Annotated in this window: 15 protein-coding genes and 1 pseudogene; 8 read left to right on the top strand and 8 right to left on the bottom strand. The window is 72.2% G+C overall.

Annotation, left to right across the window (positions count from 1 at the left end):
• Positions 1-65: 65 nt before the first annotated feature.
• Together ACMXN5_RS13100 and ACMXN5_RS13105 are read left to right on the top strand one after the other, a co-directional pair.
• Complete coding sequence (locus tag ACMXN5_RS13100; RefSeq protein ID WP_439675412.1) at positions 66-572, top strand: hypothetical protein; 507 nt, start codon at positions 66-68, stop codon at positions 570-572.
• On the top strand, positions 569-1264 hold the full coding sequence (locus tag ACMXN5_RS13105; RefSeq protein ID WP_439675413.1) for a hypothetical protein: 696 nt from the start codon (positions 569-571) through the stop codon (positions 1262-1264). The genes ACMXN5_RS13100 and ACMXN5_RS13105 overlap by 4 nt, the downstream gene beginning before the upstream one ends.
• A gap of 112 nt (positions 1265-1376) precedes the next feature.
• Here ACMXN5_RS13105 and ACMXN5_RS13110 read toward each other — a convergent pair whose 3' ends face one another.
• The 3 genes from ACMXN5_RS13110 to ACMXN5_RS13120 form a co-directional block, all read right to left on the bottom strand.
• The gene (locus tag ACMXN5_RS13110; RefSeq protein ID WP_395794256.1) at positions 1377-2525 is read right to left on the bottom strand and encodes a cystathionine gamma-synthase; all 1149 of its coding nucleotides are present in this window, start codon (positions 2523-2525) and stop codon (positions 1377-1379) included.
• A 78-nt stretch (positions 2526-2603) separates the two neighbouring features.
• Entirely contained in the window at positions 2604-3458 is an 855-nt protein-coding gene (locus ACMXN5_RS13115) for a hypothetical protein (RefSeq protein WP_439675414.1), read from the bottom strand.
• A gap of 75 nt (positions 3459-3533) precedes the next feature.
• Complete coding sequence (locus tag ACMXN5_RS13120; RefSeq protein WP_395794252.1) at positions 3534-4382, bottom strand: hypothetical protein; 849 nt, start codon at positions 4380-4382, stop codon at positions 3534-3536.
• Positions 4383-4802: 420 nt separating this feature from the next.
• Between ACMXN5_RS13120 and ACMXN5_RS13125 the strand changes: the two genes are divergently transcribed.
• On the top strand, positions 4803-5864 hold the full coding sequence (locus tag ACMXN5_RS13125; protein ID WP_439675415.1) for an acyltransferase family protein: 1062 nt from the start codon (positions 4803-4805) through the stop codon (positions 5862-5864).
• 175 nt (positions 5865-6039) lie between these two features.
• Positions 6040-7014: a fibronectin type III domain-containing protein gene (locus tag ACMXN5_RS13130; protein WP_439675416.1), complete on the top strand. Its 975-nt coding sequence runs from the start codon at positions 6040-6042 to the stop codon at positions 7012-7014.
• Positions 7015-7068: 54 nt separating this feature from the next.
• Here ACMXN5_RS13130 and ACMXN5_RS13135 read toward each other — a convergent pair whose 3' ends face one another.
• The 3 genes from ACMXN5_RS13135 to ACMXN5_RS13145 all read right to left on the bottom strand — a co-directional run bounded on the left by ACMXN5_RS13135 (position 7069) and on the right by ACMXN5_RS13145 (position 8645).
• Positions 7069-7566 carry a DUF4186 domain-containing protein gene (locus tag ACMXN5_RS13135; RefSeq protein ID WP_379999559.1) on the bottom strand — a complete coding sequence of 166 codons (498 nt, stop codon included), beginning with the start codon at positions 7564-7566 and terminating at the stop codon, positions 7069-7071.
• 50 nt (positions 7567-7616) lie between these two features.
• The gene (locus tag ACMXN5_RS13140; protein WP_395794246.1) at positions 7617-8135 is read right to left on the bottom strand and encodes a GNAT family N-acetyltransferase; all 519 of its coding nucleotides are present in this window, start codon (positions 8133-8135) and stop codon (positions 7617-7619) included.
• A 123-nt stretch (positions 8136-8258) separates the two neighbouring features.
• The gene (locus ACMXN5_RS13145; RefSeq protein ID WP_379999556.1) at positions 8259-8645 is read right to left on the bottom strand and encodes a winged helix-turn-helix transcriptional regulator; all 387 of its coding nucleotides are present in this window, start codon (positions 8643-8645) and stop codon (positions 8259-8261) included.
• Positions 8646-8759: 114 nt separating this feature from the next.
• Here ACMXN5_RS13145 and ACMXN5_RS13150 point away from each other — a divergent pair, with 114 nt between their 5' ends.
• Both ACMXN5_RS13150 and ACMXN5_RS13155 read left to right on the top strand, forming a co-directional pair.
• Entirely contained in the window at positions 8760-9425 is a 666-nt protein-coding gene (locus tag ACMXN5_RS13150) for an NAD(P)-dependent oxidoreductase (RefSeq protein WP_439675417.1), read from the top strand.
• 205 nt (positions 9426-9630) lie between these two features.
• Complete coding sequence (locus ACMXN5_RS13155) at positions 9631-10116, top strand: hypothetical protein (RefSeq protein WP_439675418.1); 486 nt, start codon at positions 9631-9633, stop codon at positions 10114-10116.
• A gap of 79 nt (positions 10117-10195) precedes the next feature.
• Here the strand turns inward: ACMXN5_RS13155 and ACMXN5_RS13160 are convergent.
• Positions 10196-10333 (bottom strand): annotated as a pseudogene (locus ACMXN5_RS13160) (histidine kinase); the annotation flags it as partial.
• A gap of 70 nt (positions 10334-10403) precedes the next feature.
• Here ACMXN5_RS13160 and ACMXN5_RS13165 point away from each other — a divergent pair.
• Positions 10404-10616, top strand: a complete 213-nt coding sequence (locus ACMXN5_RS13165) for a hypothetical protein (RefSeq protein WP_439678124.1) — start codon at positions 10404-10406, stop codon at positions 10614-10616.
• Positions 10617-10691: 75 nt separating this feature from the next.
• On the opposite strand, the gene ACMXN5_RS13170 is transcribed toward ACMXN5_RS13165, so the two are convergent.
• Complete coding sequence (locus ACMXN5_RS13170; protein ID WP_439675419.1) at positions 10692-12446, bottom strand: MFS transporter; 1755 nt, start codon at positions 12444-12446, stop codon at positions 10692-10694.
• A 74-nt stretch (positions 12447-12520) separates the two neighbouring features.
• On the opposite strand from ACMXN5_RS13170, the gene ACMXN5_RS13175 reads away from it, so the two are divergent.
• Complete coding sequence (locus tag ACMXN5_RS13175; protein WP_439675420.1) at positions 12521-13522, top strand: helix-turn-helix transcriptional regulator; 1002 nt, start codon at positions 12521-12523, stop codon at positions 13520-13522.
• Positions 13523-13544 lie beyond the last annotated feature (22 nt).

Here is a 13544-nt window from a genome sequence, read left to right on the forward strand (position 1 = left end):
ACAGAGCGGCGACGGCACCGAGCCGGGCCCGAGGGCATCCGCTCGGCAGACCTGCGGGAGGCACCGTGCACAAGCGCGACGCTCGCGAGTTCGAGGTTTTCGTCCATACGGTCGGCACGCAGTTGCTGCACGCCGCGGATCTGCTCACCGGTGACCGACAACGCGCGGAACGCCGGGTCGAGCGGGCGCTGGCGCATACCTGTCTGAAGTGGAGCCGACTGCCGAGCCACGATCCGGTACGCACCGCGTGGCGGGCGCTGATGGCCGGCTACCTGGATCCGTGGCGTCCGGGGCCGCGCGGGCACGACCACGAACTCCCGGACGCGGGCGAGCCGTTCACGACGCTGGACCGGCTCGGCCGGCTGGAGCGGGCCGCGGTGGTGTTGCGGCTTTACGCGCGGTTGGACGAGTACGACGCGGCCGAGGCGATGGGGCTGCCGGTGGAGACGGTGTCCGGGGCGTGGCGGCGCGGGATGGCGCAGGTCCTGGCCGGCGGCGGGCTGGTCCGGGCGGCGCCGGTCGGGGTGCGGGAGGCGACGGATCTCGCCGCGGGCGCGGAGGCGTACCGATGAGCGTGACCGTGTCGCCGCCGGGTGCGGCGGACGCGGAGGAGGTGCCCGAGCCGCCGGAGTTCCCGTATCGGCCGCTGCCGCCGAACCTGGCCCGGAGGGTGCGGCGGCGGGCGGCGCTGCGCAGGCTGCGCCACGTGTTCGGCTCGGTCGTACTGGCCGGCGCGGCGGCCGGCGGCCTGTGGCTGGCCGTCCCGGGCAGCGGCGGTGGGGGCGGCCTGCCGCCGGCGCCGCCGGATCCCACGCCGCTGTGGCCGGTGGACCGGAGCCAGTCGTCGGATCTGCGTACCGACGTCGGCTTCGGCGCGTCGGCGTGGATCGGCGACAGCGGCCCCGAGGGCGAGTCGTCCTGGTGCCTGGGCGGCGCGGCCGAGCCGGACGAGGCGCGGTGTCGCTTCCTGCCCACCCCGGGGCGGCTGGACGCGGCGATCATGCCTTCGGGCCGGTACGCGCCCGCCGGACAGCGGTTGGTGGTCGCCGTCCTGATCGGGCGCGGTACGACCGCCCCGGCGCTGCGGGGCGAACTCCACGACGCCGCGGGCAGCCGACGGATGCGCCTGGACCGCCCGGCGGACCTGCCCGGGGTGGCCTACCTGTGGGCCTTCACCGGCGGAACCCCGGTTTCGATCACCGTCTACGACGAGGCGGGCAACCTGGTCGCGGCCTGCGCGGGTTGTACGGACGAGGCGCGATAGGGCCGCTGCCGGCCGGAGGTCGGCGGGGCCGCGAGCGCCGGGTGGGCCGACCGGCCCCCCGGCGCTCGGGACGCGGCAGCGACGCCAGGCACCCGATGCCCGGCACCCGGCCTCAGCCGAGGGCGCGTTCCAGGTCGGCCAGCAGGTCGTCGGCGGATTCGATGCCCACCGACAACCGCACCAGGTCGCCCGGGACCTCCAGCGGCGAGCCCGCCGCCGAGGCGTGCGTCATCCGGCCCGGGTGCTCGATCAGCGACTCGACGCCGCCGAGGGATTCGCCCAGGATGAAGAGTTCGGTCCGGTTGCACACCTTGACCGCGGCCTCCTCGCCGCCGTTCACCCGGAACGACACCATGCCGCCGAACGCCTTCATCTGCTTGACCGCGACATCGTGGCCCGGGTGTCCCGGCAGCCCGGGATACATCACCTCGGCCACGCGCGGGTGCCGGGAGAGCAGGTCCACGACCCGCTCCGCGTTGGCACAGTGCCGGTCCATCCGCACGCCCAACGTCTTGAGCCCGCGCAGCGTCAGCCACGCGTCGAACGGCGCGGGCACGGCGCCCATCGCGTTCTGGTGGAACGCCAACTCGGCGGCCAGACCGGCGTCCTTGACCACGAGCGCGCCGCCGATCACGTCGGAGTGGCCGCCCATGTACTTCGTCGTGGAGTGCACCACGATGTCCGCGCCCAGGGTCAGCGGCTGCTGGAGGTAGGGCGAGGCGAAGGTGTTGTCGACCACCAACAGCGCGCCCGCGTCGTGCGCGACGGCCGCGAGGGCGGCGATGTCGGCGACACCAAGCAGCGGGTTGCTCGGCGTCTCGCACCACACGATCCGGGTGACGCCGGGCCGGATGGCGGCCCGTACCGCGTCGAGGTCGCCGGCGTGCGCGGGGGTGTACTCGATCCCCCAGCGCGAGGCCACCTTCGCGAACAGTCGGAAGGTGCCGCCGTAGGCGTCGTCCGGGATCACCGCGTGGTTGCCCGGCGCGCACAGGGCGCGCAGCAGGCAGTCCTCGGCGGCGAGTCCGGAGGCGAAGGTCAGGGCCCTGGTGCCGTCCTCCAGGGCCGCGACGCACTCTTCGAGCGCGGTGCGGGTCGGGTTGCCGGAGCGGCTGTACTCGTAGCCGCCGCGCAGCCCGCCGACGCCGTCCTGCTTGTAGGTGGACACCTGGTAGATCGGCGGAACCACGGCCCCGGTCAGCGGGTCGGGTTCCTGCCCGGCATGGATCGCCAGGGTCTCAAAGCCGTGCGATTGGGTCATGACCGGAAACGTTAGTCGCCCCGACGCGCTCCGGCGCGCATCCGGTCGATCCGACGGAGCCAGGGATACCCGCTGGTTCTAGGAGCGCAGCAGGCGATCGAGCATCAGCCGGGCGGCCTGGGTCGCGCGGGTGCGCACGTCGGCCATGTGCTCGGGGCCGGGGGCGCTGAAGTAGGCGGACATCGCCACGGTGTCCTTCCGCAGGGTCACCACGACGTACGCGTACGGACTGCCGCCCGACTTCAGGTACATCAGGCCCTCCTCGGCGAACACCTCGTCGGCCTCGGCGAAGGTGGGCTGCGGGGCGCCGGGGGTGTCCTTGGCCTGGGTGCCGTCGGTGTAGGTGCGGGTCGGGCAGCGGTCCTTGACCTGTCGCGCGTTCTGGACCTGATCGCGCGCGCCGCGCACGTCCTTGTGCACGATCGCGCTGGTGCTGCCGCTGGAGAGCGTGTTCGGCTGCGCGGCGTCGGACTGTTGGACCTGGCGCACCCACTGGCCGATGATGCTCGACGGCAGCGGCACGGTCTGCTGCGTACAGTCGGCGGCGTAGTCGGTCCAGGTCTCGCCGGCGAACTCGTAGGTGCTCTGCTTGACGAAGCCGCCGCCCCAGTCCTCGGGGGTCAGCGCCAGCGAACGGGCGAGCGTCTGCGCCTGCTCGGGGCTGCGGCTCGGCGGCGCGGTGGTGGCGGACGGCCGGGAGGTCGCGGTGGTGGACGCGGTCGTGCCCGGGGTCGCGCCCGGGCCCTTGGCCGCGGGGCTCGCGTCGGTGGACGTCGCGTTCGGCACGACCGCGAACGGCCCGTCGCCGCTGTCGGCGCAACCCGCGAGCAGCAAGGCGCCCAGGAGCGGGCCGATCGCGCGGAGCATCGTTGATCTCGTGCCGGATCCCGCGCGGATCGTGCCGGATCCCGCGCGGATTCTCGTGCCGTTCATCCGATGACTCCCCCGTGAACGTGAACCCACATGATATTCACCGTGCTCGCGCGAGGTCGGCGCGGTCGCGTCGGGTCAGCGCAGGTACACGGTGGTGCGGGCGACCATCTTGGCCAGCGCGTCGATCGCCTGGTTCTTGGCCGACTCGTAGGTCTTGTCGCCCCGGTCGACGACCGCCGCGGTGAGCACCATCTGGCCCTGCCGAGCCGTCACCCACACGTACTGGAACGGCGCGCCGCCGTGGCCGGAGACCCACTGGGCGCGGGCGACGTGGACCTCGTCGATGCCCTCCACGGTCAGGTCCAGGACCTGGATGCCGTTCAGCTTCTCGTCGCCGCCGAGCACCTGGTTCGGGCAGCGCCGGGCGTCGGCGAGGCCGGTCTGCATGTCGGTACGGGCCGCGAGGGCGGTGGAGTACACGGTCGCGGAGGACGTGGCGAGCGTCTTGCTGAGGTTGTCCACGCTCGGCTTGCCGTCGGGGATGTACACGTAGCGATCCATGGTCGCGAGCGCCCCCGGGGTGGTGCCCTGGAGCGCCTGCTTGCAGTCGGTGCCGGTGATCACCCGGTCCAGCGCGGTGTGTTCGTAGTTCTGCTCCTGCGGGACGTAGGCGTCACCCCAGTCCTTGGGGACGAGCGCGACGGCGGAGACCACGGTCTTCGCCCGCTCGGTGGTCAGCGTCACATCGGCGCGGGCGGTCGTGGTCGGGCGCGGCGTGGCACTCGTGGCGACCGGCTCCGGGGTGACCGGATCCGGCGAGGGCGGCGGTGGCGGTTCCGGGTTCTGCGTCGAACTCTGGCTCACGGTGGGCGAATCGCTCACCCCGAGGCCGAACGGCCCGCCCTTGGACGACCCACCGGAACACCCCGCCACGAGCACCCCGCTCACGAGCAGGGCCGCCGCCATCCCCACCTTGCGCACCATGAAACGCCCCCGCCTCCCGAAACCCCAGCGTCGAGAACCATTCAAGCGGGTGGCACGAACTCCCGTGGCACAACTGCGAGGACTGCACGAAACAGCCTTGAATCCTGCGGGAGTTCCCCCGAAAGCGCAGCCCGATCACCCGTATCCGCCGCAGCCCGCAACCGCCAACCGCCCGCGGTGGCACCGACGGATGGCGATCGACCGATTGCGCCTCATAAGCGCGTCTTTGTCTGCGGACCCGCGTCGATAGCGGTCCTCGGAGCGGTGAGATGCTTCGATGCCCGACGCAGTCGACTCCACCGCAGGGACTTCATGAGTATTCTCGACAGCACCACGAAGCCGGCGTCGCAGCCGAATCCGAACGTGCGGGCCCCTCGCTCCGGTCGAGGTCGAGGTGCCGGAGTCGACGGTCACTCGCGTTTGGCGGTCCTGGACGGCCTGCGCTTCGTCGCTGCCTTGAGCGTGGTGCTCTTCCACTTCGGCGGCCAGGCCGCGAACACGTCGGAAAAGATCTGGGGGCAGGCGAACGCCGTCATGTTCCCCAGGGCACAGGGCATCTTCGCCTTCGGCCTGCTCGGCGTCGAGCTATTCTTCCTGATCAGCGGCTTCGTCATCTGCATGAGCGCCTGGGGGCGCAGTCCGCGCCAATTCTTCGTCTCGCGCGTCGCCCGGCTCTACCCCATGTATTGGGTCGCGGTACTGCTCACATCGGCTGTCCTGGTCTCGGTCACCACTCCGCTGGCTGCTCCGAGTTTCGACACGGTGCTCACCAACCTGACGATGCTCCAAACCCCGCTCGGGGTGTCGAACGTGGACTCCGTTTACTGGTCTCTGTGGCCGGAGTTGGCCTTCTACCTGAGCTTCTCGACCGTCGTGTGGCGCGGCGTCACGTACGGCCGCGTCGTCGTATTCGGCGGCGTGTGGATCGTGGCCGCGGCGCTCGCCCCCGCGGTCGACAACCAGGCATACACGCTGCTCGTCAATCCCATGTCCGCGCCGTATTTCGTCGCGGGCATGGTGTTCTATCTGATGCACCGGTTCCGCCCGACACCCCTGCTGTGGGGAATCGTCGGCATGTCGTGGCTCCTGGGGTTGCACTACCTCCTGGCCCGAACCGACGGTCGGCTGGACTGGGAAATGTGGTCTCCCCGACAGACGTCGCTGATCCTGCTCATCACGACGTTCTACCTGCTCATCGCGGCGGTGGCGCTCGGTTGGACGGCCCGGATCCGGTGGCGCTGGCTGAGCGTGGCGGGTTCGATCACCTTTCCGCTCTACGTGATCCACTACTCGATCGGGGTCACGATCATCCACGCGCTGCGCGATCGGGTCGCGCCATGGCCGCTCTTCACCGGCGTGGTGGTGGGCGTGGTGATCACCGCGTACGTGCTGCACCGAGTCGTCGAGCGGCCGCTCGGCCGATGGATGCGTCGAGCCCTCACCTCGGACTCGTTCACCCTGCGGGAGCCGGCGGGCCGGTAGGCCGACAACCGCTGCGTCTCGCCCCACTTCGCGGCGTTTCACCCCACGCCGGCGTACCGGAACGTCATGAGCGTGGCGGTCGGCTCTTGTTGCCGGGCCGAACGCTGTGTCATATATGTCTAGACCAATTGCTCCTCGGTGATGATCGGTGGAGAGAGGCGTTGTGGCGCGACGGGTGGCACGGATCGGCTTGGCCGGCTTGGTCGTTGCGCTGGCGGTGAGCGGGTGTTCGGACGACGGGCGGGATACCACGCCGCCGCCGGTGCCGGTCGAGGTGAGCGCGCTCGCGTCGAGTTCGGTGTCGGTGCACGTGATGTGGCGGGCCGATCCGAGCGTGGCGGTGTTCGAGGTGTATCGCGGCGACGCCAAGGTGTCGGACGTCACCGGCGGGCGACACATGGTGGACGTGGGCGGGCTGACGCCGGGGACCGCGTACACGTTCTCCGTGCGGGCCCGGGACCGGGCCGGGAACGTGTCGGCGGCGAGCCCGCAGGTGCCGGCCACCACGCCGTCCGTGGTCCAGGGCGAGCGGGTGCCGCCGACCGCGCCCGGGAATCTGCGCGGCCAGGCCCGGGGCAAGGACGGGGCGACGCTGACGTGGGAGGCGGCCACGGACGACGTGGGGGTGACCGCGTACGACGTGTGGCAGGCCGGCGTACGGGTGCACAGCGTCGCCGCGGATCGCACCACGGCGGTGGTCACCGGGTTGCGCCCGGGCACCGAGTACGTGTTCACCGTCACCGCGCGCGACGCCGCCGACAACAAGTCGCCGGCGAGCAGCCCCGTCACGGTGGTCACCGAGCAGGGCACCGGCAACGGTCGCAACACCGCGCCGACCGACCTGCGCGCGATCCCCCGCACCGCGGCGGACGGCACCTACGTCGACCTGACCTGGACCCCGCCGGACGTGGACGGGGTGGTCGCGAGCTACGAGGTGTACCTGGACGGGCGATTCCTGACCACGGTCCAGTGGGGCGCGGCGCCGCCGACCGAGACGGCGCGCTACAGCCTGCCGCTGGGCGATCGGCCGGCGGTCGGACACGTGCTGAAGATCCGGGGGCAGCTGCCCGACGGGACGTGGGGCGAGTTCTCGGCCGACCTGACCGTCACCGACGGCCCGCCCGGCGCCGCGACGCCGGGCGGGCCGTGAGCGCCGGGCGGGCCGGGCCGGGCATCGGCGGGTGCGGCGCGGCGGGTGCTCGGCTCAGCGGGACTTGGACGCCCGCAGACCGCGACCCGTCCTCGGTGCGCCCGTCGGGTTCTCCGGGACGGCCGGCATCGCCGAGCGCGGCGGGCGATTCGCGCGGGTCTTCGCGACCGGGCCGATCTCCCGGGTCAGCCAGCCGCACACGAGGTTGACCGCGTAGTTGAGCTCGGCCTTGTCGAGCGGGCGGCCCTGGGGAATGCCGTGCACTTCCTCCAGGCAGCCGCGGCAGCAGGTGGCCGTGGCGTGCTGCGCGACGAAGACCGGGTGGCCCCGGTACGGGGTCTGTCGGCCGTCCTTGCTCGGCTTGGCGGGGCCGAGGCGCCGGGCGATCACGTCGTACGCGTACCAGCGCACGCCGGACTCGCCCAGGGTCACGGCGACGGTGCGTTCCCGGCCGGGAAGGTGGAACCGGGAGCGGGAGGGAAGTTTGCCGATCGCGTCCAGGCGGGCATCGAGCGGCTCGGGCCTGGCGCCCTTGGAGGTCTTGGTCGTCATATCGCCTCCAACGGTAACCCGTTCGGCCAGGGGCCGGGTGCGCGTCCGGCTCAGGCCAGGTGCTTGTGGAAGATCGTGGTGGAGCGCAGCACACCCGAGGCGTCCGCCGCGTAGGACGGGATGGCGCCCGACTCGATCCAGCCGGCGCGCTTGTACAGCCGCTCCGCGCCGCTGCCGGTCTGGGTGTCCAGGGTGAGCAGACTGCGGCCGGACGCGGCGGCGAACTGCTCCGCGGTGGACAGGAGTTCACGGGCGATGCCGTGGCCCCTGGCGCGTCGGTGCACCAGCAGCTTGGAGATCGCGGCGCGGTGCCGGCTGTTCGGCATGCCGGCGAAGCGGAGCTGGATGGTCCCGGTGACGCCCTCGTGGTCCGAGGTCGCCCACACGATGATCCGGTTGTTGCGTATCTCGGCGGCCTGCGTCGCCCACCACTCGGCGGCCGCGTCGATCGGCAGCGGGGCGAGGAAACCGACCCCGGCCCCGTCGTCCACCGCGTCCACGAGCAGCGCGGCCAGACCGGGGGTGTACGTGACGAGATCGATCGCGGAGAGCCGGACGGGCGTTGTCATACAACCATTCTCCCGCGCCGTTCGATCAGCCCCCGACCAACCCCGCGCCCGATCGCCGGCGGCCGGCGGGGGGCGTGGCGGGTGGGGCCCGGGTGGCTCGGGCGGCGCGGGTGGCCGGTGCGGTCAGCGGGCCCGGTCGTACGTCTCCCGGTTCGCGAGCACCTCGTCCACGTGCGCCTCGGCCCAGTCCTGGACCGCCCGGTAGGTGTCGATCAGGCTTTCGCCGAGGCGGGTCAGCGTGTATTCGGTGCGCGGCGGGACCTCGGCGAAGACCTCGCGGCGGATCAGCCCGTCGCGTTCGAGGTCGCGCAGGTTGGTGGTGAGCACCTTCGGGGTGATGCCCCGGACCCGAAGGCGCAGCTCGGTGAAGCGCAGCGTGCCGGCGGCCAGGTTGAGGATGATCAGCACGCTCCACCGCGAGCCGAGGCGGTCCAGGACGTGCCGGCTGCGGCAGTCCGGCGAGTCGGTGAGCAACCTCGCCGCGAGACCGGCCGCGCCATTGGTATCCACCAGGAAACAATAGCACTTCAAGGTGCTCGGTATCCGGTGGTAACAAATGGCTTGAGCTGCGGTGTTGGATGGTGTCGTAGCTCTTTTGCCTCCCGAGAACACGAGGACTTCATCATGGCCAGGATCGCCCTGTTCGGCGCCAACGGCGGTATCGGTGCGCACATCCTTCGCGAGGCCCTGGGCCGCGGTCACCACGTCACCGCGGTGGTGCGCGATCCGGCCCGACTCGCCGGCGAGGAGCACGAGCGGCTGACGGTCGTCACCGGCGACGCGACCGACCCGGCGTCCGCGGCCTCGGTCGCGGCCGGGCACGACGCACTGGTGAGCGCGATCGGCGGCGGGTACGTGGACGGCGCCGCGCACGCCGCGCTCGTGGTGGCCGCGGCGAAGGCGCTGACCGAGGGGCTGCGCTCGCTCGGCGACGCGGCGCCCGCGCGCGGCCTGTTCGTGGTCGGCGGCGCCGGCTCGCTGCGCACCCCCGGCGGCGACCGGGTGTGGGACGCGGAGGGCATCCCCGAGTTGGCGGTACAGATCATGCGCGGGCAAGGCGCGGCCCTGGACCACTACCGCACGGTGACCGACGTGACCTGGACCTACCTCTCCCCCGCCGCCGACATCGGCCCCGGCGAGCGCACCGGCGCCTACCGCACCGGCCGCGACGACCTGGTCGTGGACGCGGACGGGGTGAGCCGCATCTCGGTCGCCGACTACGCGGTCGCCCTCCTCGACGAGATCGAGACCCCGAAGCACACGGGCGAACGCTTCACGGTGGCGTACTGACCCCACGGCGCGGGCGGGGCCATCGGTCGACCGGTGGCCCCGCCGTCCCGAGGCCCGCCCCGAGGCCGGTCCGCCCCCGGTGTCAGCCGTTCGGTGGACAGCCGGTGTACGTCGGTCGGTCGTCCTGTCCACCGGCCCCCGACCGGCAGGCTGATGCATGTCAGCGAACGGGCCGGAACGGGCCGAAATCGGGGAGCCGGGAACCATGAGCATCGCCACCATCGCCTTCACGAAGAACACCACCGCCACGGCCCGCACCTCCGCCGCCCCCGCCCCGGTCCTCGAGGCTCCCCGGGGTCTGCCCGCCTGGTACTTCGCGATGGTGGGCGTGTCGGTCGGCGGCTGCGACGTGGCGCAGGGCTACCCGTCGCTGTGGGCGTACCTGATCCCGCTCGTGGTGGTGAACATCGTCGTCTCGTTCACCGTGATGCGGGCGCGGATGAAGTTCTTCAAGGCGATGATGCGCAACAGCCACACCCGGATGCTCGCCCTGGCCCTGGTCGCCATCCGCTTCGGCCTGCGCCTGCTGATCCACCTGGTCGGCTTCGAACTCGCCGCGCAGACCGGCCACCTGGTCGTCGGCGTCGTGATGGGCCTGTTCGCCACGTTCGGCGCGATGATCGACCAGTGGCTGATCATCCGCGCCCTGAACCGCGCGAACACGAAGGCCGCCGCGCGGGTCGCGGGCTGACCTCGGTCCCGCTCCAGGAACCGCAACACCGCCGACACCACCCGCCGATGATCGGCGTCGGCGACCGGCAGGTCGAGCCTGGCCGGTCGGTGAGGGTGACCCGGGCGAGCCCCAGGTTCACCGCGAGCGAGACCGGCCGCTGCTGGGCGCCGTCGTGCAGGTCGCGTTCGATCCGGCGGCGCTCGGCGTCGGCGGCGGCCACCGCCTCCGCGCGGCGCCGGCACGGACCGAAGCGGCAGCACGAACCACGCCCACGGGTCGCCGCCGCCGGCTCCGCTCGTCCGGAAATGGTGCGGCTGGGCGAGATCGTCGAGCGTCTGGGGCGTCTGATCGGCGCGGTGGCGGTCGATCCCACGCCGGTCCGGGAGCCGGTGCCGGACTGGCCGGCCGAGCGGTTGATCCGCACCGTGGGCCTGGCCCCCGCAGAGGTCGCGGCGCTGGAACTGCCGGAAGCCGTGGATCGGTGGACCGAGTTCTGTACCCGACTCCGCGAAGCGTGATCGCGGAAGACATGCCGCCGCCCGGCGCGGGCTCCCTTTCGGGGCTCGGGCCGGGCGGGGGGTGGGGAATGGGCCTCAGACCAGGGCCGGTTCGCGGGTTTCGGTGGGGGTTTTCGGGGTGGGGTCGGGGAGCTGGTTTTCCCTGGCGCGCTTCGGGAGGAGGAAGCCCAGGGCGAAGGCGACCGCGGTCAGGGCGAGGGCCAGGAGGGTGGTGCGGCGGATCGCGTCGAGCGAGGAGCGGATGTGGGTGTCCGCGCTCGCCGCGGCGACCGCGGCGGTCGCGGCCGGCGGCACCTGAAGGGTGCGGCAGCTCGTCGGGACGGTGTCCGGGTCGGTGGCGTTCTCCCGGTCGTCCAGGCAGGCCCGCAGGCCGGCCACGATCGAGTCCTGCGTCCCGGTCGGCACGCCCGCCGCGCTCATCTCCGCACGCAGCCTCGGCGCCGCCGACGTGTCGAAGTTGTGCGTGGCCTGGGCGCCGATCACCCCGAAGAACACCGTGCCCAGGACCGCGATGCCCAGTGAGGCGCCGAGCTGCTGCAGGGATTCCAGCGCACCGGACGCCGAGCCGACCTCGTGGTCCTCGACCTCGCCCATGATGATGTCGAAGACCGGGACGAAGATCATGCCCATCCCGAGGCCGAACACCGCCAGCGGGCCGAGCAGGTCGCCGCTGCCCAGGTCCGTCTCGGCCTGCCTGAAGACCAGGTAGAGCCAGCCCGTCCCAGCCGCCATCACGGTCAGCCCGATGTGCAGGATGCCCCGACCCAGCCTGCCCATCACCGCACCGCTGAACCCGGACCCGAAGAACGCGCCGAGCGCCCACGCGCCCATGGTCAGGCTCGCCCGGGTCGGCGTGTACCCGAGGCTCATCTGCAGGAACAGCCCGATCGCCATCGAGATGCCGACGATCGCGCCGAAGAACACCATCACGAACCCGACGCCCGAGGCGTACGACCGGCGCCGGAACACCGCGAGCCGAATCAGCGGCACCCGACCGGCCGCCTGCCGCCGCAGCTGGTACACCGCGAACCCGGCGAGCACCGGCAATGACGCGCCGCACTCGATCAACGACCAGAGCGGCCAGCCCAGTTCGCGACCCTGCACCAGCGGGTGCACCAGCATGAAGGTGCCGACCCCGGCGAGCACCATGCCGATCACGTCCAGCCGCCCGCCGGTCTCGCTCGGCGCCACCTTCGGCAACATCCGCCCGCCGACGAACAGCACGAAGGCGCCCAGCGGGAGGTTGATCAGGAAGATCATCCGCCACCCGGTGCCGAGCACGTCGCCGTCCACGAGCACACCCGCGACGATCGGCCCGAGCACCGTGGACAACCCGATCGCCGGGCCGAACACCGCGAACGCCCTGCCGAGTTCGGCCGGCGGGAACAGGTCCCGGAGCAGCCCGAACGTCTGCGGAATCATCAGCGCCCCGAACAACCCCTGGAGCACCCGCGCCACGATCAGCGTCTCCGGCGACCATGCGGCGGCGCACGCCACCGACAGGGCGATGAAGCCGACCACGCCGACCATCAGCATGAACTTGCGGCCGTACATGTCGCCGAGCCGCGCGCCGGTGAGCAGGCCCACCGCGAGGGCCAGCGTGTAGCCGGCCGCGATCCACTGGAGGCTGGAGTAGCCGCCGCCCAGGTCCCGGCGGATCGCCGGTGCCGCGACGCCCACCACGCTGGAGTCGAGCAGGTTCATCAAGGTGGCGGCCAACACCGCCAGCAGTCCGAGCCAACGCTGCCGGGTGCCGACGACGGGCCGGGAGGACGGGGACGACGGGGTGGCGAGGGTCTGCTCGCCGCTGATTTCCGGGCTCTTTTCCACGCCTCCGACACTAGGGGTCAAACAGGCAAGGTCCGTTCCTGTTTATCCCGGGCGGAGCCGGCAGACTTCGGCTCATGTTGGAAACCTCCGCGCGCCTGTTGCGCATGCTCTCGCTGATGCAGACGCGGCCCGACTGGACCGGACCCGAACTCGCCGAACGGCTCGGCGTGAGCGGCCGGACGGTCCGCTACGACATCGAGCGTCTGCGCAGTCTGGGCTATCCGGTCGACGCACGTCGAGGGGTGGTCGGCGGCTACCGGCTCGGCGCGGGCAAGGCGCTGCCGCCCCTGTTGCTCGACGACGAGGAGGCGGTCAGCGTCGTGGTCGGTCTGCGGATCGCCGCGGGCAGCGTGGTGGACGGCATGGACGAGGCGATGTTGCGCGCGCTCGGCAAGCTCGACCAGGTGCTCCCGTCCCGGCTGCACCGCCGGGTCAAGGCGCTGCAGAAGTACACCGTGCCGGTGCGCGCGACCGGCCCGGCCGTGGACATGGACGTGATGACCGTACTCGCCGGCGCCTGCCGCGACCACGAGCAACTGCGCTTCCGCTACAGCTCGCACGACGGCAAGGAGTCCTCGCGCCGGGTCGAGCCCTATCGCCTCGTGCACCGGATGGGCCGCTGGTACCTGGTCGCGTGGGACCTGGAGCGCGCGGACTGGCGCACCTTCCGGCTGGACCGGATCACCCCGCGCCCACCGCACGGACCGCGCTTCACCCCACGCGAGTTGCCCGCCGACGGGGACGTGGCCGCCTTCGTCAACCAGGGCGTGCAGAACGCGCGCGGGCAGTACCGGGCCCGGGTCCTGGTACGCGCCCCGATCGGCACGGTGGCCGACCGGGTGCCGCCCGCCTTCGGCTCGTTCGCGGTGATCGACGACGAGACCTGCGTCTTCGAGACCAGCGCCCCCAGCATCGAGAGCCTGGCCGTCTACATCGGCCTGCTCGACGCCGACTTCGAGATCGAGGATCCGCCCGAGCTGGTCGACCACATCCGAACCCTGGCCCGCCGCTACACGGCGGCCACCCCGACCCCGGCCGCCGAGCCCGAACCGGCCGGGGAAGCGCCCCGGGGCTGACCCGACGCTGACACGACAACGC

This window comes from Embleya australiensis (assembly GCF_051903075.1).
Classification (GTDB): domain Bacteria; phylum Actinomycetota; class Actinomycetes; order Streptomycetales; family Streptomycetaceae; genus Embleya.